The sequence below is a fragment of the Candidatus Palauibacter sp. genome (assembly GCF_965222475.1).
In the GTDB taxonomy this organism is placed as follows: Bacteria; Gemmatimonadota; Gemmatimonadetes; order Palauibacterales; family Palauibacteraceae; genus Palauibacter.
Genome location: NZ_CBDCUB010000008.1, coordinates 935,046 through 961,597 on the forward strand (window position 1 = coordinate 935,046; position 26,552 = coordinate 961,597).

The 26,552-nt window shown below is 69.8% G+C and carries 18 protein-coding genes; 10 read left to right on the plus strand and 8 right to left on the minus strand.

All coding sequences use genetic code 11. The annotated features are described in order from the left end of the window. Positions 1-274 precede the first annotated feature (274 nt). On the plus strand, positions 275-559 hold the full coding sequence (locus ACOQPP_RS19460) for a hypothetical protein (RefSeq protein WP_420637243.1): 285 nt from the start codon (positions 275-277) through the stop codon (positions 557-559). 38 nt (positions 560-597) lie between these two features. Here ACOQPP_RS19460 and dapB read toward each other — a convergent pair whose 3' ends face one another. Beyond that, positions 598-1,419 (minus strand): 4-hydroxy-tetrahydrodipicolinate reductase, encoded by an 822-nt coding sequence (gene dapB, locus ACOQPP_RS19465; RefSeq protein WP_420637244.1) that lies wholly within the window; start codon positions 1,417-1,419, stop codon positions 598-600. A 331-nt stretch (positions 1,420-1,750) separates the two neighbouring features. Between dapB and ACOQPP_RS19470 the strand changes: the two genes are divergently transcribed. From ACOQPP_RS19470 to ACOQPP_RS19485, 4 genes are all read left to right on the plus strand, one after another. Beyond that, positions 1,751-2,902, plus strand: a complete 1,152-nt coding sequence (locus tag ACOQPP_RS19470) for a N(4)-(beta-N-acetylglucosaminyl)-L-asparaginase (RefSeq protein WP_419164573.1) — start codon at positions 1,751-1,753, stop codon at positions 2,900-2,902. A 409-nt stretch (positions 2,903-3,311) separates the two neighbouring features. Further along, positions 3,312-6,527: an Ig-like domain-containing protein gene (locus ACOQPP_RS19475; protein ID WP_420637245.1), complete on the plus strand. Its 3,216-nt coding sequence runs from the start codon at positions 3,312-3,314 to the stop codon at positions 6,525-6,527. Positions 6,528-6,664: 137 nt separating this feature from the next. After that, positions 6,665-8,347, plus strand: a complete 1,683-nt coding sequence (locus ACOQPP_RS19480) for an Ig-like domain-containing protein (protein ID WP_420637246.1) — start codon at positions 6,665-6,667, stop codon at positions 8,345-8,347. Beyond that, the gene (locus ACOQPP_RS19485; protein ID WP_420637247.1) at positions 8,329-9,546 is read left to right on the plus strand and encodes a leishmanolysin-related zinc metalloendopeptidase; all 1,218 of its coding nucleotides are present in this window, start codon (positions 8,329-8,331) and stop codon (positions 9,544-9,546) included. The genes ACOQPP_RS19480 and ACOQPP_RS19485 overlap by 19 nt, the downstream gene beginning before the upstream one ends. Here ACOQPP_RS19485 and ACOQPP_RS19490 read toward each other — a convergent pair. Then, a complete protein-coding gene (locus ACOQPP_RS19490) occupies positions 9,543-10,511 on the minus strand; it encodes an aldo/keto reductase (RefSeq protein WP_419164576.1) in 969 nt (322 codons plus the stop codon). The two genes, ACOQPP_RS19485 and ACOQPP_RS19490, sit on opposite strands and share 4 nt — an antisense overlap. A 205-nt stretch (positions 10,512-10,716) precedes the next feature. Between ACOQPP_RS19490 and ACOQPP_RS19495 the strand changes: the two genes are divergently transcribed. Continuing rightward, positions 10,717-12,042: an aspartate aminotransferase family protein gene (locus ACOQPP_RS19495; protein ID WP_419164577.1), complete on the plus strand. Its 1,326-nt coding sequence runs from the start codon at positions 10,717-10,719 to the stop codon at positions 12,040-12,042. A gap of 193 nt (positions 12,043-12,235) precedes the next feature. On the opposite strand, the gene ACOQPP_RS19500 is transcribed toward ACOQPP_RS19495, so the two are convergent. Beyond that, entirely contained in the window at positions 12,236-12,394 is a 159-nt protein-coding gene (locus ACOQPP_RS19500; RefSeq protein WP_420637248.1) for a hypothetical protein, read from the minus strand. A gap of 140 nt (positions 12,395-12,534) precedes the next feature. Between ACOQPP_RS19500 and ACOQPP_RS19505 the strand changes: the two genes are divergently transcribed. After that, positions 12,535-13,326 (plus strand): carboxypeptidase regulatory-like domain-containing protein, encoded by a 792-nt coding sequence (locus ACOQPP_RS19505; RefSeq protein WP_420637249.1) that lies wholly within the window; start codon positions 12,535-12,537, stop codon positions 13,324-13,326. A 46-nt stretch (positions 13,327-13,372) separates the two neighbouring features. Here ACOQPP_RS19505 and ACOQPP_RS19510 read toward each other — a convergent pair whose 3' ends face one another. The 3 genes from ACOQPP_RS19510 to ACOQPP_RS19520 are packed head-to-tail and all read right to left on the minus strand — an operon-like array spanning position 13,373 to position 17,098. Further along, positions 13,373-14,422 (minus strand): peptidyl-alpha-hydroxyglycine alpha-amidating lyase family protein, encoded by a 1,050-nt coding sequence (locus ACOQPP_RS19510; RefSeq protein ID WP_419164579.1) that lies wholly within the window; start codon positions 14,420-14,422, stop codon positions 13,373-13,375. Next, positions 14,419-15,342, minus strand: coding sequence for an acyl-CoA thioesterase II (gene tesB, locus ACOQPP_RS19515; protein WP_420637250.1), 924 nt, complete (start codon positions 15,340-15,342; stop codon positions 14,419-14,421). Before tesB ends, ACOQPP_RS19510 begins: the two co-directional genes overlap by 4 nt. 46 nt (positions 15,343-15,388) lie before the next feature. Further along, positions 15,389-17,098: an amidase family protein gene (locus ACOQPP_RS19520; protein WP_419164581.1), complete on the minus strand. Its 1,710-nt coding sequence runs from the start codon at positions 17,096-17,098 to the stop codon at positions 15,389-15,391. Positions 17,099-17,208: 110 nt separating this feature from the next. Here ACOQPP_RS19520 and ACOQPP_RS19525 point away from each other — a divergent pair, with 110 nt between their 5' ends. Continuing rightward, positions 17,209-18,111, plus strand: a complete 903-nt coding sequence (locus tag ACOQPP_RS19525; RefSeq protein ID WP_419164582.1) for a creatininase family protein — start codon at positions 17,209-17,211, stop codon at positions 18,109-18,111. A gap of 155 nt (positions 18,112-18,266) precedes the next feature. Here ACOQPP_RS19525 and ACOQPP_RS19530 read toward each other — a convergent pair whose 3' ends face one another. After that, entirely contained in the window at positions 18,267-21,671 is a 3,405-nt protein-coding gene (locus ACOQPP_RS19530) for an amidohydrolase family protein (RefSeq protein WP_420637251.1), read from the minus strand. A gap of 26 nt (positions 21,672-21,697) precedes the next feature. Continuing rightward, the gene (ppsR, locus tag ACOQPP_RS19535) at positions 21,698-22,534 is read right to left on the minus strand and encodes a pyruvate, water dikinase regulatory protein (protein WP_419164584.1); all 837 of its coding nucleotides are present in this window, start codon (positions 22,532-22,534) and stop codon (positions 21,698-21,700) included. A gap of 77 nt (positions 22,535-22,611) precedes the next feature. Between ppsR and ppsA the strand changes: the two genes are divergently transcribed. Both ppsA and ACOQPP_RS19545 read left to right on the plus strand, forming a co-directional pair. Next, a complete protein-coding gene (gene ppsA / locus ACOQPP_RS19540) occupies positions 22,612-25,002 on the plus strand; it encodes a phosphoenolpyruvate synthase (RefSeq protein ID WP_420637252.1) in 2,391 nt (796 codons plus the stop codon). Beyond that, a complete protein-coding gene (locus ACOQPP_RS19545) occupies positions 24,972-26,519 on the plus strand; it encodes an APC family permease (protein WP_420637253.1) in 1,548 nt (515 codons plus the stop codon). Before ppsA ends, ACOQPP_RS19545 begins: the two co-directional genes overlap by 31 nt. Positions 26,520-26,552 lie beyond the last annotated feature (33 nt).

A 26,552-nucleotide genomic window follows, 5' to 3' on the forward strand; every position in this document is an offset into this window, starting at 1 on the left:
GGGCAGGACGCCTTCTCCGCGATCCACGAGATCCGGGGCAAGCAGTACCTCTGGCGCTACGACCTCTCGGGCGAACCGCTGGGGCCGATCTTCGCCACCGCCGAGCCGGTCGGATACCACGCGTGGGCCAACGAACGCGTCGTCGCGATGTTCATCCTCGGCAGTCCGCCCACGCTCCAGGTCGGCGACGCGGTGAGCGGAGAGATCCGAGGTCGTCGCCGAGCGCCCGGGCCGGTCCATCCACCGGATTCCGGGGACGGAGGAGATCTCCTTCGTGCGCAAGGTCTCGGACGAGGAGTGGTGGATCGAACGCCTCGACCCCGGCGCCGGGACCTCGGAGCGGATCACGCGGACCCTGCCGGGCCGCGAGGACTACGCGTGGACTCCCGAAGGCGAGATCCTGATGGGGGATGGGTCGCGGCTCTACGCCCGGTCGGAGGGCTCGGAGTGGACGGAGATCGCCGATTTCTCGGACCTCGGCGTCGAGGGCATCAGCCGGCTCGCCGTGAGCCCCGACGGCTCCCGAATCGCGCTCGTCGCCAACCGGCCGGGAGGCTGAGACGTTCCCGCGGGAACGTCCCGGCACCGTTCCGGCCCTCAGTCTCCGGCGGGCGGCGGATCGAACAACAGCCGGTCGAGTCCCTGCGTCAGCCCCACCCGCTCCGGCGCCAGCCGCGCGGCGAGGAGGGTGCCGCCGACGTAGGGTTCGGCGCTCGAGCCCGCGTCGTGCCGGATCGTGAGGCGTTCGCCCGGGAGTCCAAAGATCGACTCCACCGAAATCACGTAGCTCGGGAGCCGCAGCGAATGCACCTGCGCCCCTCCGATGGTGGCGCCGCGCGCCTCCCGTGACCCGAGAGTCGCGGCGACCGGCCTCGCGAACTCGTTCTGCGCAACCGTCCCCAGAAACTCGGCCAATTCCTGTGCCGTGCCGCTGGGCGCGTCGGGTTTCGCGGCCGGCGCCATGTCGACGATCTCCCAGTGCGGCACATGGCGCGCGGCGATCCCCGAGAAGTGCTTCAGCAGCGCCGCCGTGATCGAGAAGTTGCCCGCGGCGATCACGCCCACGCCCCGCGCGCGGGCGGCTCGGTCGATGTCTGCATACTCCCGCGACATCAGTCCCGAGGTGCCCACCACCGCCGCCACGCCCGCCTCGATCGCGACCATCACGTTCTCGTAGACGGCCGTCGGGTGGGTGTAATCGACGTACACATCCGTCGGGGCCTCGAGCGCCTCCCGTACCGTGGCCGCGATGCGGACCGCGGAACCGCCCCTCTCACTCCGGAGGGCACCCGCCGACTCGCCCGCTGCCCGGCGCGCCACCGCGCCCACCAGTTCGAATCCGTCCGAATCGAGGACGGCGGACACGATGCTCGCGCCCGTCCAGCCGGTGGCGCCTCCCACACAAACCCGAATGCTCATGCTTGCTCCCGTCCGGTCTCGGCTCATCCCGACGACTCGCTCGACGTTCCCGCGGGAACGTAACGAGCGTGGACCGGCACCGGGTCAGGACCGGGGAAAGATGTCGGCTCCGGTGAGGCCGAGGTGATGATCCGTGGCCCACACCGTCCTGATGCGCGCCTGCCGGTGGTACTGGTCACGTCGGTTCAGCGCCGCGATCAGAATCCCGGTATCGAGGAAGACCTTCCGACCTTTCGGGATAACAGCCGGTCTCGCCAGCCGCCATTCGCGGATGGGGGGATGGCATATGGTATGTTGTGGGGCCACGCCCCCCGGAAGCGAGGATGAGAGCATGAGCATGGACCGTCGAGATTTCGTTCGGACCTCCGCCGCCGGCCTGGCTTCGGCCGCAGTCGCCGCGCCCGCCGCTCTGGCTGCGGAAAGTCGCCCTCCCCGCGCTTCCGACCGCTTCGGCGCGCCCGCCATCCGACGCTCCCGGGCCACGCGACCGGTCGTCATCTCCGACCTCAGCGGGATCCGCTTCACGAACGGCGGGCCCGAGAGTTCGGTCGAGCGCGCCTTCCGGGGGATCACCGAAGGCGAGGATGTGCTCGACGCCCTCATCGCGGGCGTGAACATCCCCGAACTCGATCCCACCGAGATGGGGATCGGCTACGGCGGACTCCCCAACGCCGACGGTGTCGTCCAACTCGATGCGTGCTGCATGCACGGGCCCCGCCACTGGGCCGGCGGCGTCGCGGCGCTCGAGGGCGTCCGCGCTCCCTCACTCGTCGCGAAGGCGGTCGCCGAACTCACCGACCACCATCTGCTCGTCGGGGCCGGAGCCCAGGCGTTCGCCCGCCAGCTGGGATTCGAGATAGAGGAAGACCTCAACACGGAAGCGTCCCGCGCGCTGTGGCTGGAGTGGCGCCGCCGGGTCGACCCCGGGCACTGGCTCGACCCCCGCAAGAGGCTCGACGCCGGCCTCGCCATGGTCGACGAGGGGCTCATCCCCGCCCACTCGTTCCGGGGCACGACAAACTGCGACGCGGTGGACGCGGACGGCGACATCTGCGGCGTCACCACCACAAGCGGGCTCTCGTGGAAGATCCCCGGCCGCACCGGCGACTCCCCGATCCTCGGCGCCGGTCTCTACGTGGACAACGACGTGGGCGCGGTCGGCTCGACGGGCAGGGGCGAGGCGAACCTCTACAACCTCTCGTCCTTCCTGGCCGTGGAGTTCATGCGCCAGGGGATGAGCCCCCTCGACGCCGGAATGGCGACCCTCGAGCGGATCAAGTCAAACACCGTCGAATCCCGACTCCTCAACGAGCGCGGCCAGCCGAACTTCGACGTCCGCTTCTTCATCCTCAACAAACAGGGAGAGACGGCCGGCGTCGCCATGTACGGATCCGGGGAGACGCACTACGCCGTCTGCACCGAGAACGGCGGCGAGGAGCGTCCCTTCGAGGGTCTGCTGGAAGGCTCCCCGCGCGACCCGTAGCGAGCGGTGGGCCCGGGACTGCCGAGGCTCCAGCCCAAGCCGTTCGTCCACGCCCGGAGCGTATGGGCTGGGGAACGTCCACGCGGCGTTGGGCGCGCGCCAAACTGGCGTTCGCGCGCCCCCTTGACATGGGGTGCCACCCATGGCCCGGGACGGTACTATGGAAGATGTTGATTCCCTAGCCGGTCCATGAGGCTCGGATCGCCACATTAGCCCCGAGGAGAGGTAGAGACCCATGAGTGAACGAACATCGATCCGGCGCCGGCCTTCACGAAAAGAAGGATTCCGATACCGCGACCTGTCCCGTTCGTTGCTCATGTGCGCGGCTCTCATCGGGATTGCCTCCTGTGGAGGAGACGGGACAACGGATCCGCCACCCCCGCCCCCACCGCCACCACCGGTGGCCCCGGTGGCGGTCGGTTCGATCCCGGCGCAGGTCATGATCGCGGGCCAGTCGGTGACGGTGGACGTGTCTCCGTTCTTCAGCGACCCGGATGGGGGGACCCTGACGTACACCGCCGCATCGTCGGATGCGGGCGTGGTGTCGGTCTCGCTGACCGGCAGCAACCTGACGGTGACGGCGGTGGCGGCGGGGACGGCGACGGTGACGGTGACGGCAACGGACCCGGACGGCCTGACGGCGACGCAGAGCGCGGGAGTGACGGTGGAGGCGGCCAACCAGGCGCCCGAGGCCGTGGGGGCGATTCCTCCGCAGACGATGACGGCCGGCCAGACGGTGACGGTGGACGTGTCTTCCTTCTTCAGCGATCCGGACGGGGACGAACTGACGTACACGGTCGAGTCGAGCGACGCGGACGTGCTGACCGCGAGCATGTCCGGGAGCAGCCTGACGGCAACCGCGGTGGCGGCGGGTACGGCGACGGTGACGGTGACGGCGGCCGACCCGGACGGCCTGACGGCCATGCAGAGCGTGGAGGTGACGGTCGAGGCGGCCAACCAGGCGCCGGAGGCCGTGGGGGCGATTCCTCCGCAGGCGATGACGGCCGGCGATGAAGTGACCGTGGATGTGTCTGCGTTCTTCAGCGATCCGGACGGGGACGAGCTGACGTACACGGCGGAGTCGAGCGACGCGGCCGTGGTTGCGGTCAGCGTGTCGGGGAGCGGCCTGACGGTGACGGCGGTGGCGGCGGGGACGGCGACGGTGACGGTGACGGCTGCGGACCCGGGCGGCCTGACGGCGACGCAGAGCGCGGAGGTGACGGTCGAGGCGGCGAACCAGGCGCCGGAGGCCGTGGGGGCGATTCCTCCGCAGGCGATGACGGCCGGCGATGAAGTGGTCGTGGATGTGTCTCCGTTCTTCAGCGATCCGGACGGGGACGAGCTGACGTACACGGCGGAGTCGAGCGACGCGGCCGTGGTTGCGGTCAGCCTGTCGGGGAGCGGCCTGACGGTGACGGCGGTGGCGGCGGGGACGGCGACGGTGACGGTGACGGCTGCGGACCCGGGCGGCCTGACGGCGACGCAGAGCGCGGAGGTGACGGTCGAGGCGGCCAACCGGGCGCCTGAGGCGCTGGGGGCGATTCCCGCGCAGGCGATGACCGAGGGCGACGAAGTGGTCGTGGATGTGTCCCCATTCTTCAGCGATCCGGACGGGGACGAACTGACGTACACGGCGGAGTCGAGCGACGCGGCCGTGGTCGCCGTCAGCCTGTCGGGGAGCGGCCTGACGGTGACGGCGGTGGCGGCGGGGACGGCGACGGTGACGGTGACGGCTGCGGACCCGGAGGGCCTGACCGCGACGCAGAGCGCGGCAGTGGCCGTCGGGCAGGCCAACCAGGCGCCCGAGGCGCCGGGGGCGATTCCCGCGCAGACGATGACCGAGGGCGACGCCGTGACGCTGGACGTGTCCTCCTTCTTCAGCGACCCGGAAGGAGAGGAACTGACGTACACGGCGGAGTCGAGCGACGCGGCCGTGGTCACCGCCGGCATTGAGGGCAGCAGCCTGACGGTTACGGCGGTGGCGGTAGGTACGGCGACGGTGACGGTGACGGCTGCGGACCCGGAGGGCCTGACCGCGGCGCAGAGCGCGGAGGTGACCGTGGAAGCGCCCAACCAGGCGCCCGAGGCGGTGGGAGCGATTCCGGCGCAGACGATGACCGAGGGCGACGAAGTGGTCGTGGATGTGTCTCCGTTCTTCAGCGATCCGGACGGGGACGAACTGACGTACACGGCGGAGTCGAGCGACGCGGCCGTGGTCGCCGTCAGCGTCGAGGGCAGCAGCCTGACGGTTACGGCGGTGGCGGTAGGTACGGCGACGGTGACGGTGACGGCTGCGGACCCGGAGGGCCTGACCGCGGCGCAGAGCGCGGAGGTGACCGTGGAGGCGGCCAACCAGGCGCCCGAGGCGGTGGGGACGATTCCGGCGCAGGCGATGACGGCCGGTGGCGAAGTGACCTTGGACGTGTCTTCGTTCTTCAGCGATCCGGACGAGGACGAACTGACCTACACGGCGGAGTCGAGCGACGCGACGGTGCTCACGGCCAGCATTGAGGGCAGCAGCCTGACGGTGACGGCGGTGTCGGCGGGGGCGGCGACGGTGACGGTGACGGCCGCCGACCCGGACGGCCTGACTGCGGCGCAGAGCGCGGAGGTGACCGTGGAGGCGGCCAACCAGGCGCCCGAGGCGGTGGGGGCGATTCCGGCGCAGGCGATGACCGAGGGCGACGAAGTGGTGGTGGATGTGTCTCCGTTCTTCAGCGATCCGGACGGGGACGAACTGACGTACGCGGCGGAGTCGAGCGACGCGGCCGTGGTCGCCGTCAGCCTTGAGGGCAGCAGCGTGACGGTAACGGCGGTGGCGGAAGGATCCGCGACGGTGACGGTGACGGCGGCCGATCCCGGCGGCCTGACCGCGACCCAGAGCGCGGAAGTGACGGTGGAAGCCCGCACCGGATTCCGCGACGACTTCGACTCCGACGCCAGCCTGGACGATTGGGAACTCTACCAGGCCGAAGCCGATGTGGTCGACGGGATCCTGCACGTGACCCCGGCTGCGGACGTAGTTGGAACTGTAGACCGCGTCCTCGAAACACCTGTGACGGAGTGGACGCTCAGGGCCAGAATGGCCAGGAACGAAGCCAGCGGGATCGCGTTGCTGTATTGGCCAACCGGACACGAGCGATTCTCGAGCTGGAGGCTGGCAATCTCGACCTTCAGCGACGGCGACAACTGGTGGTTGGTTGTGCGCGACAGCCAAGAGCGTGAATGGGTGACGGTCACGGATTTTGCCGGCAACTCGAACGCCATCGGCGAAGGTGCGAAGGAATTCACGGACATCGCTTTCTCGTACCGGAATCAGGAATTCGCCCTCGTCGCGGGAGACACGGATCTGATCAGATTCGAGAATACCGGATTCTCGCTCAGGGGCGTTCCGCTCCACGACTTCATGGCCAACGTAACTGAAGTCTGGCTCGGGGGGTTCGACGTGACGACGCTGTTCGATTGGGCGGAGCTCCGCGGTGAAGAGAGCGGCGCCGACATGGCGGACGGGGCAAGAGCCCCCAGGGCCATCGACCTGATGAGAGACGCCCTCAAGGCTTCCGCCGGGGATCCGATCCGGCTCGACAGGCTCCCCCGAGCCCGCGCAACCCGAAGGGATCGCTAGCGCCGAAGCGATAGCGGCGCCTCGGCGCCGGGAGATTGTCTCCTCGCAGGGTGGTTAGGCCGCGGAAGCGAATACGGGTCCTTGCAGCGGCGGCAGTGGTATGGGCCGCCGCCTGCGGGGAAGCGGGCCCGGGAACCGTGGGCCCGTCCCCCGTGCAGAACCGGGGGCCTCAGGCGGTGGGTACGATTCCCGCTCAGATCGTTGCCGCCGGTGAGACGGCCGCGGTGGACGTGTCGTCGCACTTCCGCGACCCCGACGGAGATGCCCTTTCCTACACGGCGGCGTCATCGAACGCCGGGGTGGTCGGCGCCGATGTGTCGGGCGATTCCGTCGTGGTCACGGCGTTGGCGAGGGGCGTGGCGACCGTCACGGTGACGGCGCGCGATGCAGGGGGGCTGGTCGCGCAGCAGCGCTTCCAGGTGACGGTGCCGAACCGGGGCCCCGAGGCGGTGGAGGCGATCCCGGCTCAGACTGTGTTCGCGGGCCGGACGGCATCCGTGGACGTATCGGGTTACTTCCGCGATCCGGATGGCGACCCGCTCACCTACAAGGCGACTTCGTCGAATGCCGACGTCGCGACGGTCACGGTCTCCGCGGCGACGATCACGATACGCGCCATCGCCCCGGGCGTTGCGACCATGACTGTAAGCGCGAGCGATCCGGAGGGGGGCGCGGCGCAGCAGACGGTCCAGGTGACGGTGCCGAACCGGGGGCCCGAGGCGGTAGGCACGATCGCCGCTCAGACCGTTCCCGTCGGCGAGTCGAAGACGGTGGACGTGTCGTCGCACTTCCGCGACCCCGACGGAGATGCCCTTTCCTACACGGCGGCGTCATCGAACGCCGGGGTGGTCGGCGCCGATGTGTCGGGCGATTCCGTCGTGGTCACGGCGTTGGCGAGGGGCGTGGCGACCGTCACGGTGACGGCGCGCGATGCAGGGGGGCTGGTCGCGCAGCAGCGCTTCCAGGTGACGGTGCCGAACCGGGGCCCCGAGGCGGTGGAGGCGATCCCGGCTCAGACTGTGTTCGCGGGCCGGACGGCATCCGTGGACGTATCGGGTTACTTCCGCGATCCGGATGGCGACCCGCTCACCTACAAGGCGACTTCGTCGAATGCCGACGTCGCGACGGTCACGGTCTCCGCGGCGACGATCACGATCCGCGCCATCGCCCCGGGCGTTGCGACCATGACTGTAAGCGCGAGCGATCCGGAGGGGGGCGCGGCGCAGCAGACGGTCCAGGTGACGGTGCCGAACCGGGGGCCCGAGGCGGTAGGCACGATCGCCGCTCAGACCGTTCCCGTCGGCGAGTCGAAGACGGTGGACGTGTCGTCCTACTTCCGCGACCCCGACGGAGATGCCCTTTCCTACACGGCGGCGTCATCGAACGCCGGGGTGGTCGGCGCCGATGTGTCGGGCGATTCCGTTGTGGTCACCTCGCTCGCGAGGGGCGTGGCGATCGTTACGGTAACGGCGCGCGATCCACGGGGTCTGGCCGCGCAGCAGCGCTTCCGGGTGACCGTCGCGAACCAGGCGCCCGAGGCGGTGGGCGAGATTCCCGCGCAGGCTGTGTCCGCGGGCGAGACGGCGACGGTGGACGTGTCTCCGTATTTCCGCGAACCGGACGGGGACGCCCTTTCGCGCAGGCTGTGTCCGCGGGCGAGACGGCGACGGTGGACGTGTCTCCGTATTTCCGCGAACCGGACGGGGACGCCCTTTCCCACACCGCGTCCTCATCGAACGCCGGCGTCGCCGGGGTCGAAGTGTCCGGCAGTTCGGTCGTGGTCAGCGCGCTCGCGGGGGGCATGGCGACCGTCACGGTGACGGCGCGCGACCCGCAGGGCCTGGCCGCGCAGCAGCGCTTCCAGGTGACGGTGCCGAACCAGGCGCCGGAGGCGGTGGGCGCGATCCCCGCGCAGGCGGTCCCCATCGGCGGGACGGCGACGGTGGACGTGTCTCCGCACTTCAGCGACCCGGATGGAGACGAACTTTCCTACGATGCGGCTTCATCGAACGCCGAGGTCGCCGAAGTCTCCGTGACCGGCAGCTCCGTTGCGGTCGCGGCGGGCGCGCGCGGCGTTGCGACCGTCACCGTGACGGCGCGCGATCCGGGAGGCCTGAGCGCCTCGTCCTCGTTCGCCGTCAACGTCTCCGAACGGGGATTCCAGATCGAACTCGTGTTCGTAACGTCCGTGACCCGGGCCCAGAGGGCGGCCTTCGTCCGGGCGGCCGAGCGCTGGATGACGATTCTGGCTCCGACGGAACTCCCGGACTTCAGAGCGAACCGCACCCTCACTTGCGGCGACGATACGAGGTTCGCGCGGTATGTGGCGACGATCGATGAACTGATGATCCTGGCCGCCGTTGGCGAGATCGATGGTCCCGGCGGGACCCTGGCACGAGCCGCACCCTGCTGGATCCGGAGCGGGTCCGCGTTGCCCTTTTACGGCCGAATGGAGTTCGACGCGGCCGACCTCGAGCGGCTTGAGCAGTTCGGCGCCATGGAGGAGACCATCCTTCACGAGATGGGGCATGTGCTCGGAATCGGCACCATCTGGGACCGTCTGGGACTGCTCCGGAATCCCGCCTCGGACACGGAGGCGCCGGATACTCACTTCACGGGCCCCTTGGCGATCGAAGCGTTCGATGAGGCGGGCGGCACGGGCTACGGCGGCGCCAAAGTGCCGGTGGAGAACACCGGCGGTCCGGGATCGCGTAACAGCCATTGGAGAGAAACCGTCCTGGTGGCGGAACTCATGACGCCGTACACGGACCTTGGCGTGCCGGAACCGTTGAGCGCGATTACCATCCAGTCGCTGGCGGACATCGGCTACATGGTCGATCCGACCGGGGCCGAACCATATCGCCTTCCGAGCGCCGACGCTGCGCGGGCGATGGACCCTGACCGGCTGATTCCGTACGGGGACGACATCTGGCGAGGCCCGGTCGTCGTCGTCGATCCGGACGGACGGATCGTGCGCGTGATTCCGGGTTCTAGCGGCGGCGATCGCCTCCGGTTCTAGCGGTTGTAGCTGGGCGTCGGCCCACGCAGCCGCGCCCAGACCCCGTCACAGGCGGCGAGCACCTCCGCGCTGAGCGGCGGAGCCTCGAACGCGGCGAGGTTCTCCTCCAGGTGTTCCATCCGTGAGGCACCGAGGATGATGCAGTCCGCCCCCTCCTGCGCGCGCAGCCAGCCCAGCGCGAGTTGTACCGGAGTCAGGCCCGCGTCTCCCGCGATCCCCTCGACCTCGGCCACGGCGTGGAAGTACTCGTCGTGCCAGAAGCGGTCCAGGTACATGCGGTTCCCGTCGAACCGGGTCCCGGGGAGCGGCGCCTCGGGGCTCTGCTTGCCCGTGAGCAGTCCTCCCGCGAGCGGGTTGTAGACGACGTTCGAGATCCCGTAGCGCTTCGTGAACGCGAGGTATTCCTGCTCGATCCCGCGCGCCGCGAGGTTGTACATCGGCTGCGCGATCCACGGCTGCGCCCAGCCCTCCCGCTCGCAGATCGCGAACATCTCGCACATCTGCCACGCGCTGTAGTTGGACGTCGCGGGATAGCGGATCAATCCCTCGACCCGCAGTTGCTCGAGCGTGGCGAGACTTTCCTCTATGGGTGTGTCATAGTCGGGAAGGTGCAGATAATAGATGTCCAGATAGTCGGTCTTCAGCCGCCGCAGCGAGGCCTCGATCCCGCGCCGGATGGCGTCGCGCGACAGTCCCGTGTATTCGACGGGATCTCCCATCGGGTTCCGGACCTTGCTCGCCAGCACGATGTCGGGGCGTCGGCTCCCGAGGACTTCACCGAGCACCTCCTCGGAGCGGCCGCCGTTGTACACGTTCGCGGTGTCGAAGAAGTCCACCCCGCGCTCGAGGCACAGGTCGACCATCGCACGGGCGGTGTCGACGTCCGTCTGGGATCCGAAGGTCATCGTCCCCATGCAGGCACGGGACACTTCCAGGTCTGTGTTGGCGATTCTCCGTCTCTCCACGCGGCGTTCGTCTCCTCTGCGGGCGTGCGGGCGTGCGGGCGCCCCACAATACGAGGCGCGTACCGGTGCGAGCGAGCGCCTCCGTCTCCCGCCGCCGTCCCCTTGAAACCTGCCCCCCGCCGTGCGAATCTCCGCGGGACAACGGGGGCGACGCTGCGGGCGGGCTCCCGGAAGGGCTGCATGACCCGAACGCGGGACGGAACTCATGGCCGCACGCCCGGCCCAGACCCGGACGCTGCAGGAACTCGCCTCGGACGCGGCCGCGCGGTACACGGCCGCGAATCCCCTGAGCCAGGCCAGCTTCGAGCGCTCGACGGAATTCCTTCCGGGGGCGGACACCCGCACGGTCAACCACTTCGCGCCTTTTCCCGCCACGATCGTGCGGGGGGAGGGGGCCCGGCTGTACGACCTCGACGGGCACGCGTACGTCGACTTCCTGAACGACTATACGGCCGGCCTCTACGGGCACTCGAATCCCGCCATCCAGGCCGCCATCGCGGAGGCGGCGAAGAACGGCCTCACGCTCGGCGGACCGACCCCGAACCAGCAGGAGTTCGCGGAACTCATCTGCGGGCGCTTCCCGTCCGTCGACCGCGTGCGGTTCACGAACTCGGGGACGGAATCGAACCTCATGGCCGTCAGCCTCGCGCGCGCGGTCACGGGCCGGGACAAGGTTCTCGTGTTCGACGGCGGGTACCACGGCGGTCCGCTGAGCTTCATGGGGCCGGATCGGCGTCTCAACCTTCCGTTCCAGTGGATCGAGGGGGAGTACAACGACGCGGAGTCGGCGCGGTCGCTGATCCATGCGCACGCCGACGAGCTCGCGTGCGTCCTCGTCGAGCCCATGCTGGGCGGCGGTGGCTGCATCCCGGGGACCCGCGTGTTCCTGAGCGCGCTCCGGGACGCGACGGAACGCAGCGGTGCGCTGCTGATCTTCGATGAGGTGCAGACCTCGCGGCTGGCTCCGGGTGGACTTCAGGAGGCGCTCGGCATCCACGCCGACCTCACTACGTTCGGCAAGCACCTCGGCGGCGGGGCCTCTTTCGGAGCGTTCGGGGGGCGCCCGGATCTCATGGACCGGTTCGACCCGCGCCGCCCGGATCACTTCAGCCACCACGGGACGCACAACAACAACGCGGTCACCATGGCCGCGGGACTCGTCGGGCTGCGCGACGTTTTCACACCCGCGGTCGTCCGCCGGCTGGCCCAGCGCGGAGATGCCCTTCGAGCCGCCCTCCACGGCGTCGCGGCACGGCTGGACGCCCCGGCCCAGGTGACGGGCCGCGGTTCGATCATGACCGTCCACTTCCAGCGCGAGCCGGTCCGCTGCCGCGCCGATACGGCCGCCACGCCGGAGGCCGCCCGCGACCTCTTCCACCTCGAGATGCTGCTCGCCGGGTTCTGGGTCGCGCGCCGAGGCTTCATCACGGTTTCCCTCGCCCACGACGACGAGGACTGCGACGCGTTCGTCTCGGAGTTCGAGGCCTTCCTCGAACGGCACGCCGCCGCCATCGACGCGGCCCTCGAGTGATGCCGCGAGATTGCCCCCCACCGGCATCGTGCCGGCCGCGGTCGAGATGGAACCGCTCGTCGCAATGGCCACAAGACTGCGTCGGCGGGAGCCGGGAGGCTTCTACGAACGCAAGCTGTGGGGCGAACGGCTCCGAATCGGCACGTTCTTCCCGGCCGACTACATCGAGCTGCCGGCAGCCATCGGGCATCGGTCACCTTGTCTTGGACCGCATTCCGGGAATCCGCCGCAGCGGCGTGACGTTGGTGAACCCGATGACCCGGCCGCTGCGGTCGGCGGCGCTGGCCGCGATCTCCGCCGCCCCGCAGCTCGGCTCCGGGGCGGACTCCGTGGCGGGACAGGCGGCTGTCACCTGCCCGTCCGACACCTGGCTGAGCGTTGCCGTCCTCGACGAATCGGCGTCGGTGCCGCTGCCTGGGGCGGGGGTGATCGTTCGCTGGACGGTGGAGACGCTGGCGCCCGCCAGGGGGCACCGCCGGGCCGGAAGGACGGGTGCGGATCTGCGTCCCGGGCGGCGTCGAGGAAGCCACCCTGTGGGCAGCCTTCGGCGTGGAACTGGGCGCACCGCTGACCGTGACCCTGGAGCCCCATGCGACGCGCGAGGCTGTGTTGCGTCTCCCCCTGCCGAAAGGCCAGCCGGGGAGGCTCGTCGGCCATCTGTACGACGCGTCCACCGAGGCACCCGTGGTCACGGCGGCAGTCTCGGTGCTCGGCCGGCCAGCGGTCGTCGACACCGACCGGCAGGGGCGCTTCATCCTTGCCGATGTCCCTCCCGGCGAGCGCGTGCTGCGGGTGCGCCGGATCGGCTATGCTCCGCTCTCCCGGACGATCGCCGTGCCAGGTGGGTTCACGACCGAGGTGGAGATCGGCATGGTCCCGGCCCCGATCGAAATGGAGCCGCTCGTCGCGACGGCCACGAGATCCCGTCGCCTCGAGATCAAGGGCTTCTACGAGCGGAAGTGGTGGGGTGAGCGTACGGGCAACGGCTACTACATTACGCAGGACTACATCGAGCGCTGGCGCCCGTACTCCATCGCTTCCCTGGTCATGATGACGGTGCCGGGCGTCGGTAGCGGACTGAGAAACAGGCGCCATGCGATCGGTGTCAGCTCCGGCTGCCCAATGACCGTGTACGTGGACGGGATCAATCGGCGGGGCACCGGGATCGGTGTCCTCCCGATCGAGGTCGCAGCGATCGAGGTGTACAAGGGACTGGCCAGCCTTCCGGCCGAGTTCGGAGGGTTCGCCAACCGCTGTGGCGCCGTCGTGATCTGGACCAAATAGCAGCCCGCGGCGGCCCGGGGTTTCGCCACGGACCGCCAGCCTCGACTCACCTCACGGGGACGTGCTTCTCGAGCATGCGGCGTCGCACGACGCCGCCGTAGACGTTCCCTTCCGAGTCCACGCCCACGGCCTCGGCGCCGCTGTGCTCCCGGGTCATCGACTCGATGTCCTCGATGAAGTACGAGATGGAGCCGTCACGCGCGCTCCCGATGCGGATCCCCTTCTTCCAGCCGGGGTTGTCGGGGCCCCAGCTCTCGGAGTCGGCGACGTAGATCGTGTCGTCCTCGTCGATGAAGATCCCGCTCGGGCGGCTGAACTGCTTCCACTCCTCGAGGAACGTCCCGTCCTCGCGGAAGATCTGGATCCGGTTGTTCGCCCGATCCCCGATGAAGATCCGTCCCTGCGAGTCCCGGGCGATGGCGTGCGGCGTCCGGAACTGGCCGGGGCCCGAGCCGGGGCCGCCCCACGCGTCGATGAACTCGCCCTCGGGGCTGAAGCGGACGACGCGGTCGTTACCCTCCCCGTGACCCTCGGTGACGAGGAAGTCTCCCCCGGGAAGGACGAGGACATCCGTGGGCTGGTTGAAGACATCCGGGCCGATGCCCGCCACGCCGGCCTGTCCGAGCGTCGACAGGAGTTCCCCATCCGCGCTGAACTTGAACACCTGGTGGCCGAGTTCGCCGTCCCCCCGTGCGTCCGTCGCCCACACGTTCCCCTCGTAGTCCACGTGGAAGCCGTGGGGATAGTTGAACAGGCCCGCGCCCCACGCGGCGAGCGCCCGGCCCGACATGTCGTACTTGACGATCGGGTCCTCGGGACGGTCCGCGCAGCTGTTCTCGAAGCAGCGGTGCATGACGTAGAGGTTCCCGTCGGGACCCTGCTCGACCCCCGTGACCTGGCCCCACTGCGTCGCGCCCGGGGGCAGTGCGGCCCACGGTTCGATGCGCTCGTAGGGGTTGGGCAGGTCGTTCACGGGCTCGACCCCGGCGTCCGCCCCGGGGCCCGGGCCGCACGCGCCAACGGCCGCGACCGCCGCGCCGAGCGCGACGGCCGCGCCGATCCCGACCTCCCCGAACGTCCCATTGAATCGCGTCATCCGCCATCTCCTTGTTTCTCGTCTTGTGCGGGCCCGGGCCGACCGCGAGAGCCCGGCCGCCCGCCGGTTCGGATCACGCCCTCCTGCGCGACGGAAGCCACCAGCTGACCGTCCCGGGTGAAGAACGTCCCGCGGGTGAACGCCCGCGCGCCGCTCGCGATCGGGCTCTCCGTCTCGTACAGCAGCCATTCATCGATCCGAAACGGGCGGTGGAACCAGATCGCGTGGTCGAGCGACGCCCCCATCAGGTCCGCGTCGAAGAAGGTGCGGCCGTGCGGCAGCAGGGCGGCGCTGAGGAGCCCGTAGTCCGAGGCGTAGGCGAGCACCGACTGATGTTCGAGCGGATCGTCGCCGAGGTCGCCCACGGCGCGAATCCAGGCGCGCTTGACGGGGTCCGCCGGCTCCGGTTCGAAGGGATCCATGGGCACGACCGGGCGCCGGTCGATCGGGCGGTCCTGAGTCAGAAGGTCTCGTCGCCCCTCGGGAATCCGGTCCGCGTGCCGACGGATGACGTCGAGCTGGGACTCCAGCTCTTCCGGCGGCGGCACGTCGGGCATCGCGGCCTGATGCGAGATGCCGGGCTCCCGCTTGTGAAACGAGGCGGACATGTTGAAGATCGCGCGCCCGTGCTGGATCGCCGTCACCCGCCGCGTCAGGAAGCTGCGGCCGTCCCGCAGCCGGTCGACGAAGTAGACCACCGGGATGTCGAGATCGCCGGCGAGGATGAAGTAGCCGTGCAGCGAGTGCGCCTCGCGGTCCGGCGCGTCGATCGTCCGGCGTGCCGCGACGAGCGCCTGCGCGAGCACCTGCCCGCCGAACAGCCGCCCGGACCCGATGTCGCGGTTCTGACCCCGGTAGATATTCCGCTCGATGGGCTCGAGGTCGAACAGGGCGACCAGGTCCTCGACCGTGTAGGGCATCAGCCCGTACTCTCGCGTGACCGGGGCGCCCCGGCCCGCCCGCGGCTCACCGGAACCCTTCCGGGGCCACGCGCCGCAGGGTGGCCTGCTCGAACGCGTAGGCGAGTTCGATGAGCCGCGGCTCGCTGCACGCCGACCCCGTGAACCCGACCCCGAACGGCGCGGGCCGGGCGTCAAAGCCCTCGGGGAAGGGCGGCGACGGCGCGTTGGCCACGAAGCCGAACGGCACCGCGATGTGCGGGTACTGCGCCCGGGCCGCGAGCCCCGCGCCTCGGCTCCCCGGCGTGAAGATCGCGTCCAGTTCGTATTCGGCCAGCACCGCGTCGATCCCCCGCGCCTGGCTGAGGAGCGAGTCCTTCGCCATGTCCGCCGCGTTCCGGGCCCGGTCCGCCTCCACGTCCATCTCATCGGAGATGTCGTAGCGCGACTGCTCGTACTTCATCGACCCCGCATCGCGGTGCGCGAGGTTCCATTCGCGAAGCTCGGTGAGCGTCTTCACCGGCGCCGAGGGCCCGAGCGAGGCGAGCCACGCATCGAAGTCCCGTTTCATCCCGTACTTGAAGTTCACGGAGCACCCCTCGTCCGCACCTCTTGCCTGGTGTCCGCCGATGCAGAGCGACCATGTGTTGAAGTTCGCGTCGGGATCCGGGTCGACGAAGCTCGGGATCTCGGCCGGATCCACGACGACGGCGCCCTCCGCTTCGAGCACCGCGACCGCCTCCGCCATGAGCGCGGCCGCCTCCTCGCCCAGCCCGCCGATCGACCGCCCCCCGACGTCCACCGGCTCGTAGTAGAAGGCCCGCGGGATCCCGATCCGCGCCCCCTCCAGCCCGTCGGCGTTCAGGAACGGCGTGTAGTCGAGCCCCGGCGGCGCCTCGCAGCGCCCGGTGGCCGCATCGTCGGGGTCGGGCTCCGCTCCCTCCATGGCCCCGAGCACGATCGCCGCGTCCGTCACGGTCCGGGCCATCGGCCCCGCCATGTCGTGGTCCAGGGTGACGGGGGCCACGCCCCAGCGGCTGACCCTCGCGATCGTCGGCCGGATGCCCACCAGCATGTTCGCGTTCGAGGGGCTGATGATCGACCCGCCGGTGTCCGTGCCCACGTTCGCGGCCCAGAAGCTCGCGGTCGTCCCGATCCCGGAACTCGAGCCCCCCGTCGTCAGGGCGGGGCGTCCGTCGTTCCGGTCATCGCGCGGGTCGCGGCGCGGGTCGTACGGGTTGAGCCCGTAGCCGGTGAGCGCGTTGTAGTTGCCGGGCATCCGGTTCGGCGGTCCGGCCATGAAGTTCGCGAACTCCGTGAGCCCCGCCTTGGCGATGATGATCGCGCCCGCCTCGCGCAGGTTGGCCGTGAGCGTGGCCTCGTACGGCGGGTAGAATCCCTCGAAGGCGAGCGAGCCCCCCGTCGTCGGGATGTGCGTCGTGTGGATGTTGTCCTTGAGCGCGACCGGAATCCCGTGCAGCGGCCCGCGCACGTTCCCCGCCGTGCGCTCCGCGTCGAGCGCCTCGGCCTCCTCGAGCGCGTTCGGGTTGATCGACACGGCCGCGTTGAGCTGCCACTCGTAGCGGGCGATTCGCGCCAGGTGCTCCATGACGAGTTGCCGCGAGGTGAGTTGCCCGCTCTCCATTGCGGCCCGCATCTCGGGAATCGTCGCTTCGACCACGTCGAACGGAGTTGCGTCCGCGGAGGGTGACTGGCAGCCCGCCAGGGAGGCCGCCAGCGCGACGCCGGTCAACGAGACGCGTGGGGCCGGCTTCATGGGGTCCTCCGATGTCAGGGGATGTCCGGGACTCTGACGCGAACCTTCAACCTCGCCGTATAGTACGGATCGTCCGCCGTCCGCCGCAGCCTCGACCCCGGGAGACCGCCGTGTTCAGCCACGTTTTCCCCCGCGCCCCGCTCTCGTCGCGCCCCCTCGCCTCCGGCGCGGCCTTCCTCTGCCTGTGCATGACGGCCCTCGCCCCGATGCCGGCGAGCGCCCAGGATCTCGACGCCCCGCGTCCGATCGACCGGCTCGACACGGTGTGGATCGAGGAGATGACGTGGATGGAGGTGAGGGACGCGCTCGCCGAAGGGATGACGACCGCGATCGTCGGCACCGGCGGCGTCGAGCAGAACGGACCCTATCTGGCGAGCGGCAAGCACAACTTCGTGCTGCAGGCCACGGCCGAGGCGATCGCGCGCGAGCTCGGCGACGCGCTCGTGGCCCCCATCATCAAGCTCGTCCCGGAGGGGAGTATCGACCCCCCGAGCGGACACATGCGCTACCACGCGACGATCAGCGTCCGGCAGGAGACGTTCGAGGCCATGCTGGCGGACGTGCTCGGCAGCCTCGCCGCGCACGGGTTCGAGAACCTCGTCCTCATCGGGGACAGCGGAGGGAACGTCCGCGGGATGGAGAACGTGGCCGCCGCCCTCAACCGGGCCTGGGCCGACCGCACGGCGCGGGTCCACTTCATCCCCGAGTACTATGCCGGGGACATCTACAGTTGCGACTTTCTGAAGGAAGAACTGGGGATCTTCCAGCAGCCCGACGATTGCGTCGCCACCCGCAACGAGTACCACGACGACTACCACTACTCATCGATCATGGCGACGGTGGATCCGAACACGATCCGCACGGATCAGCGAATGGACGCCGGACTCTTCTCGATCAACGGCGTCGACCTCTCACCGGTCGAGCGGACGATCGAAAACGGGCGCAGGCTCGTGACTTACCGCGCCGAGATCACCGCCCGGGCAATCCGCCGCGCCATCGCCGGCAACGACTGAACAAGGCTCAGCTCTGCTCGGGCGCATGTCGTCCCGGTGCCGGTACGAACTGCTGAGGTTGAGTCCGGCCAGCGCCGCCCCCACGCCGAGAATCCCGATCGGTTCAGCGCCCATTCACGTTTACTGGGCTCTCCGGCTACCTTCGTGTCACGCTGTCAGTTCCGGGCATCGGAGCCACCGCCGCTACGAGGGCGAGGTGACGCCTCACCCGGGGGGCTCCCTCGCTGGCCGTCCCAGTAGTCGGTGGAGCGGTCGTCGCTCATGAGGGCGTCCTCGTCCACCCAGTAGTGGTGGCCGAACGGTTTCGGGTTCGGCCACACCTCGTCGAGCGTGTCCGCGTCGTAGACGATCCCGTCCTTCACCACGAGGCGGATGTCCGTCGTGTTCCGGATGTCGTCCAGCGGGTTCGAGTTGAGGACGATGAAGTCCGCCAGCTTGCCCTCGGCGAGCGACCCCGTCTCGTGTTCGAGCCCGAGGAAGTGGGCCCCGTGGATCGTGCCGATCTCGATCCCCGTCATCTCGTCGGTGCCCGCCGCGGCCATCCACACCTCATAGTGTGACCCCAGGCCGTGCAACTGGCCGTGCGACCCGATCGCGCCCCAGCCGCCTTCCTCGATGATGTCGCCGAGGCCGCGCGCGAGGAGCGGGAAGCTGTAGTCGGTCTCCGGGCGGAGCATGCGGCGCCGGGTGGAGGGGATGAGCATCCGCCACGGCAGCCAGCGGCGCATCTTCTCGTCCTTCCACACCTCGTACGTCTGGAAGAAGTACTCCTCGTTCCAGGCGCTGGGGCCGCCGACGATGAAGGTGGGTGAGTACACCGCGTCGGCGTGGCCGAAGAACTTCGCCACGTCCCGGTACAGGGGCATGTAGCTCATCGGGTGCTCCCACCCGGTATGGCCGTCCATGATCATGCCCATGTTGTATTCGATGTCGCCGCCCTCGGCGGTCACGCGCATGCCTCGCAGCCGGGCCGCCTCCGTCACCCACTGCCGCTGGTCGCGCCGCGGCTGGAGGTACTCCTTGATCATCACCGCCCCCCACGACATGAGACGCGCGACGTTCTGGTCCGCCACCTCGTAGCTCGTGATCTCGTTCTGGCGCGCGCCGTCGCCCGAGTAGACCGGATCCCCGGTGCTGTAGGTCCGGGGGCCGATCATGGCTCCCGCCTCGACGAGTTCGGCGGCGGGGAAGACGTTGGAGGACCACTGCGAGTTGTCGAGCGTCGACGTGATCCCGTACGCCATGTAGATCGCGGACTCCCAGTTGCGCTGGGGGATGACGCCCTCGTGGTCGCGGTGGTGGTGCGCGTGCATGTCGATGAGGCCGGGCATGATCGTGGCGCCGGCCGCGTCGATCACACGGTCCACGCCGTCCGTCGCGCAGTCGCCGATGCAGGCCAGGCGCCCGTCGCGCACGACGATGTCGCCGCCCTCGATGACCCGGTCATCCTCGACCGTGATGATCCGGGCGCCCGTGAACGCGACGCTCCCGCGGGCGATGTGGCGCGGGAGTTCGAGGTCGATCGGCGTCTCGACCGTCTCGCCCGAGGCCGCGTCGTGCGTGTAGAAGCGCGGGCCGCTCACGAACTCGAGCCTGCCGGCGTCGCGCCAGCGCGGGTGGATGCCGCCCTCGAGGCTGACCTGCGTCACCGGGAGCTGGCCGTTCCGCTTGTCGATGCGGACGGTGTTCGACCCGGTCCCGCCGTAGGGGAAGGGCATCTTGTAGATGTTGTCCCCCTCCTGGAAGGCGAGCCACGCGCCATCGGGCGAGACCGCCGCCTCGTCCGCGTCCGGCAGCGTGAAGTGCACGCGGCGGTCACTCCCGTCCAGACGGATGGATGCGATCTCGGTCCCCGCCGGCTCGCCGTCCGCCGGACCGACGGCTTCCGGATAGAAGAGCCGCCCGTCCGGGCCGAACGACGCCTGCGAGATGGGCCGCCGCGGCATGAGCGGGCGTCCCCCGCCATAGGGCCGGGCGACCTTCGCGATCAGCGTCGCGTCGCCGCCCCCGGCCGGCACCCGCACGAAGTCGTAGAACTGGTTGCTGGCCACCGTCCGCCCGTGGCTCGTCGCCCCCGACCCCCGGGTGACGACGATGTCGCCGCCGTCCGGGCTCCACACCGTATGGACGTATTCCCCCGCGCGGGTCGTGAGCTGCCGAGGCTCGCCCCCTTCCGCGGAAACGCGCCACACATGCCCCTGCGCGGCGTCAGCCCAGCTCGTGAAGGCGATCGAGCCCCCGTCCGGCGACCAGGCCGGCGCCATCTCGAACGGTCCGAACGAATCCGGCGTCAGCCGGCGCGGCGTCCCGTCGGGAAGGTCCATGACCCACACCCGCCCCACGGCCTGGAAGACGAGCCGGCTTCCGTCCGGCGAGGAGGCGGTCCAGCGCGGGAACTTCACCTTGAACGTCTCGCCCAGCGCCACCTGCGGCCGGCCCGCCATCTCCGAGATGGTGCGCTGCACGCGGGCGGTGAAGGGGATCGTCGTCACGGAGCCTTCGAGATCCACGCGCCGGATCTTCCCGCCGGCGGAGATGACGATCGACTGCGAGTCCTCGGACCAGCTGTACCCCGGCAGGTCGCGGGACACCTTCATCCCCTCGGCCATGTCCACTTCGATCGGGTCCATGAGGACGCGCTCGTCGCCCGTCTCGAGATCGCGCAGCCACAGCGCCGTCCGAGGCCCGAAACGGAGTCCCCGATGCGAGATCGTCCCATCGGGAATCCGGCGGGCGAAGGCGAGCCAGCGTCCGTCCGGCGACGGCTCCGGCGCGATCGCCCCCCCGCTCGAGGTCTGCCCCTGCTGTACCATGATCCCGGAGGTGATCTCGTCCACCCGTCCCGACTCGAGGTCCAGCCGCCGGATCTGCTTGTGCCCCTGCATGACGTCGGTGCGTCCCGACCACGTGCCGGGGGGAGCCGTGCGAATCTGGAAGTAGAGCGACGCGCCATCGCGCGAGAACGCGGGCCACGCGGCGCCGGAGTAGTCCGAGCCCACTAGCTGCACCCCTTCGCCGCCATCGCGCGAGTACATCCACAGGCCCGGCGCGGGGCCCCCGCCCCCCCGTCCCGTCGAAGCCCGCCTCACGGCGATGAAGCGCCCGTCCGGACTCCACGCGGGTTCCCAGGCCCGCAGCCCCTGATCCTCGAACACGGGACGCGGGTTCGAGCCATCGGCGTCCATCAGCCACAGGTTGCTCTGACCCCCGCGGTCCGAGATGAACGCGATCGTCGACCCATCGGGCGAGAGACGCGGGTGATAGTTGACGGCCACGCCGCTGTTCTGCGTAAGGACCGTCGCCTCTCCCCCCGTGACGGGGAGTCGGTAGATATGGCCCAGAAGGTCGAACACGAGCCACTCGCCGCCCGGCTCGAGGTCGATCGAGATCCACGTCCCCTCGTCCGTCGTGAAGTCGATCTCGCGCGTCTCGCCGCGCGGCGCGGTCACGTCCCAATCGGCGGCCGGGCCGGCTTCCTGGGGAAGCGCGGCGGCAGTCGCCGGTGTCGCGCAGAGGACGAGGAAGGGCAGCGCCAGCAGGCGGGTGATGGACGAACGCATGGTGCAACCTCCGGTCGGGGGGTGAATCACGAGGTGGTGCGTCGCTCGAGCCGCGTCGCATCGAGGATCCGGCTCGCCAGCTCCTCGATCGAACAACGCGTCGCATCGACGAACGGAATGTCGAGTCTGTCGAACAGGGCCTGGGCCTGGCGGACTTCGAAGCTCACCTGCCGGGGCGACGCGTAGCGGCGGCCGATCCCGCGCGCGCTCCGCAACTCCCGCAGGCGCCGGGGTTCGATCGTGAGCCCGTAGATCTTGTCGCGATGCCGGGAGAGGGCGGTCGGAATCCGCCGCTCCTCCAGATCGCTTCCGGTGAGCGGATAGTTGGCGGCGAACACGCCGTACTGCAGCGCCAGATACAGACAGGTCGGGGTCTTGCCCGACCTCGAGACGCCCGCGAGGACGACATCGGCCTCCTCGTATCCGTCCGGGCTCGAACCGTCGTCGTGCGCGAGCGCGAAGTTCATCGCCTCGATGCGGCGGTCGTATTCCCGGTAGTTCTGAATCCCGTGCGAGAGGCCCATCGCGTGCTGGGACGTGCGGCCGAGTTCCTGTTCGAGCGGGCCGAGGAAGGAGTCGAAGAAATCCAGAAAGAGCGCGTCGGTGCGCGCGACGATGGCGCGCACCGTATCTCGAACGTCTTCCTTCACCAGCGTGCTGAAGACGATCGGAGGCGACCCCTGCTCCCGCGCGGCGGCGTTGATCTTCCTCGCGGCCCGCTTCGCCTTGTCGACGGTGGACACGAATGGTACGGTGATTTTCGTGAAGTCGAGAGCGTCGAACTGGGCGATCAGGCTTTGGCCGAGCGTCTCGGCCGTGACGCCGGAATGGTCGGAGACGAAGAAAACCGTTCGCTGGGTCATCGTACGCTGATTCTCCGGCTTCGATCCACCTTAGACAACCGTCCAGGGTCGTCGGGAGGCCGGGGTTGGGAGTCGCCGTGTCCGGGTACATCGCACCCTTTGAGTCCATCGGGCTGTCCGATCTCGAATCGGTCGGGGGGAAGAACGCCTCGCTCGGCGAGATGATCTCCCACCTCTCCGCCGCGGGCGTGGACGTGCCGGGAGGTTTCGCGATCACCGCGGCGGCGTACCGCGACTTCCTGTCGGGTGAACTCGGCGACCGCATTCACGAGACGCTCGACGCGCTGGATGTCGAGGATCTCGCAGCCCTCGCCTCCGCGGGCCGCGAGATCCGGGCCTGGATCGCCGACACGCCGCTCTCGCCGGGACTCGCCGCCCGGATCGAGGGGGCGTACCGCGAACTCGGCGGCGGGGCCGGTGCCGACGCGTCCGTGGCGGTGCGCTCCTCCGCCACCGCCGAGGATCTCCCGGAGGCGTCGTTCGCGGGGCAGCAGGATACCCTGCTCAACGTCCGGGGCGTGGACGCGGTCCTGCGGGCGGTGCACGAGGTCTACGGCTCCCTGTTCAGCGACCGCGCGATCGCCTACCGCGTCCACCAGGGGTTCGCCCACCGTGACGTCGCGCTCTCCGTCGGGGTGCAGCACATGGTGCGCGCGGACCTGGGCGCGAGCGGCGTGATGTTCACGCTCGACACCGAGTCCGGGTTCCGGGACATCGTCTTCATCACCAGCGCGTACGGGCTCGGCGAGACGGTCGTGCAGGGGAGCGTGAACCCCGACGAATTCTACGTCTACAAACCCGCCCTGCGGGCCGGCCGCCACGCGATCGTACGCCGCAACCTGGGCGGCAAGGCGATCAAGCTCGTCTACGCCGAGGCCGGATCCGCCTCGGGCTCCGCGTCCGGCGGCGCGGCCCCGGCGGTCGAGACCGTGGACGTGCCGGAGGAGGATCGGCGTCGCTTCTCCCTCACGGACGACGAGGTGCACGAACTGGCCCGGCAGGCGCTCCTCATCGAGGAGCACTACGGCCGGCCGATGGACATCGAGTGGGCCCGCGACGGGGTCGACGGCGGGCTGCGCATCCTGCAGGCGCGCCCGGAGACGGTGCAAAGCCGCACGGGCGGCGTCATCACGCGCTTCACGCTCAGGGAGCAGGGGCGCGTGCTCGCCGAGGGCCGCAGCATCGGGGGCCGGATCGGGCGCGGGCCGGCCCGCGTCATCGAGTCCACCTCCGAGATCGGACGCTTCCGGCGGGGCGATGTCCTCGTCACGGACATGACGGACCCGGACTGGGAACCGATGATGAAACAGTCCGCCGCGATCGTGACGAACCGCGGCGGCCGCACCTGCCACGCGGCGATCATCGCGCGGGAACTGGGCATTCCCGCGGTGGTGGGCTGCGGTGACGCGACCGCGCAGCTCGCCGATGCCGGAGAGGTGACGGTGTCGTGCGCCGAGGGCGATGTCGGCTACGTCTACGAGGGGATGCTGGACTTCGAGGAGGGTGAGATTCAGCTGGGCGCCATGCCCGAGATCCCCGTCAAGATCATGCTCAACGTGGGGAACCCCGACCGCGCGTTCGACTTCGCCACGATCCCGAACCACGGGGTGGGACTCGCCCGGCTGGAGTTCATCATCAACCGCATGATCGGCGTCCACCCGCAGGCGCTGCTCGAGTTCGACGATCTGCCTCCGGAGCTTCAGGAGGAAATCCGCGTCCAGCACGCGGGCTACGCCGACCCGGTGGAGTTCTATGTCGAGAAACTCACCGAGGGGATCGCGACCATCGCCGCCGCGTTCGCCCCCGAACCCGTCATCGTCCGGCTGTCCGACTTCAAGTCGAACGAATACGCGGACCTCATCGGCGGACGACGGTACGAGCCCCATGAGGAGAACCCGATGCTCGGCTTCCGCGGCGCCTCCCGCTACGTGTCGGAGAGCTTCCGGCCCGCCTTCGAGCTGGAGTGCCGGGCGCTGCGCCGGGTGCGGGGCCGGATCGGACTCGACAACGTGTGGGTGATGGTCCCCTTCGTCCGCACCGTGGCGGAGGCCCGGGCGGTCGTCGATCTGCTGGCGGAGAACGGTCTCGCGCGCGGCGTTGACGGCCTGCAGCTCATCATGATGTGCGAGCTTCCCTCGAACGCGCTGCTGGCGGATGACTTCCTCGAGCACTTCGACGGGATGTCGATCGGGTCCAACGACATGACGCAGCTCACGCTCGGCCTCGACCGGGACTCGGGGCTCATCGCCGACATCTTCGACGAGCGCGACGCGGCGGTGAAGGCGACGCTCTCGATGGCGATCCGCGCCTGCACCGGGGCGGGCAAGTACATCGGCATCTGCGGCCAGGGACCGTCGGACCACCCCGATCTCGCCCGCTGGCTCGTGGAGGAGGGGATCGAGAGCATGTCGCTCAACCCCGACACCGCGGTGGAGACGTGGATGTTCCTCGCGGGGGAGGAAGTCTGACGCCGGGGAACGGCGGCCCGGGGACCTCCGCCCCGGAGGGGGTCGGCCTCGTCCGCCGGCTCGGCCTGTGGGGGCTCGCGGCGACGGGCATCTGCTCGATGCTGGGTGCGGGGATCAACGTCGTCCCGGTCATGATCCAGCGGAACGTGCCCGGGATCGGGGAGAACGTGCTCCCCGCGTTCGCGTTCGGGGCCCTCCCCGCGGTCCTCGCGGCGCTCGCCTACGCGGTCCTCGCCTCGGCGATGCCGCGGGCCGGCGGCAGCTATGTGTACGCGAGCCGGGCGCTCGGTCCCTACTGGGGCTTCGTGGCGAGCTTCTCGCAGTGGTTCGGCCTCTCGATCGTGATCGGGGTCGTCTCCTATCTCGTCATCCCCTTCCTGCGGGACATCGTGGACGCGCTGGGGTTGGGGGGCGCGGCCGCTGCCCTCGAGACCGACTACCTCCGGGTGGGACTGCCGCTCGCGCTCCTGTGGACGTTCGTGTGGGTGAACCTCCGCGGCCTCAGGGCCTACGAGCGCACCGTCGTGCCGCTCATGATCGTCATGTTCGCCCTCGGCGCGATCGTCATCGTGGCCGGGTTCGCGTTCGATCACGATGACTTCGCGGCCGCGCTGCTCGCCCGGGAGGGGGTCGGGGTGCCCAGCGTCACCCCCCCGCCCCTCGGCCCGGCCGGCTTTCTCGCCGCCACCGGCCTCCTCTTCGCCAGCTTCGTCGGCTTCGACGCCATCGCGCAGGCCGGCGGCGAGGCGAGAGACCCCGGCCGCTCCCTGCCCCTCGCGATCTGTCTCGCGGTGCTCATCGTGGGGGCCTACTACCTGCTCTTCACGGCGGCGGTGTATCACACCGTGCCGTGGGAGTTCGTCTGGGACCGGGCCCAGGGCCAGGACCTCACCGCGCCGGGGCTCCTCGGCTACGTCCTCCCGCCGGGGTGGACGATCGCCATCGTGGCGGGGGCCGCGATCGCCCTCATCAACGATCTCCCGGCCATGCTCCTCTCCGTGTCCCGTCTCGTGTTCGCGTGGGCGGAGGACAGGATCTTCCCCTCGCGCCTGGCGCGCGTGCATCCGAGGCGGCATACGCCGACCGCGGCGATCCTCCTCTCGGCGACGCTCGCCTCCCTCGCGATCCTCGGCTCCCGCTTCGCGGGCGACTTCTTCCTCGGCATCGACATCATGGTCACCTCGATGCTCGTCAACTTCATCCTCATGTGCGTCTCCGTGCTCGTGCTCCCGCGCCGGAACCCCGGGATCGCCGCGAACTTCCGGGTCCTCAGCGGCCCGACCGACCGAACGTGGGCGTGCCTGGCCGGGGTCGTGCTGCTCGGCACGTTTCTCGCGACGCACATCTGGAAAGACCTCACAGCGGACGTGTCGGCGTGGTACTTTCGCTCCACCCCGATCTGGATCGGCGTCATGACGGTCGCATCGCTCATCTACGTGCGGAACATGAGACGGCTGCGAGCCTCGGGGGTCGACGTGGAGCGCCTGTTCCGGGAGTTGCCGCCTGACCACGCCTGAACGCCGGGAACTGGCCCCCGGTCTCGAGATCTC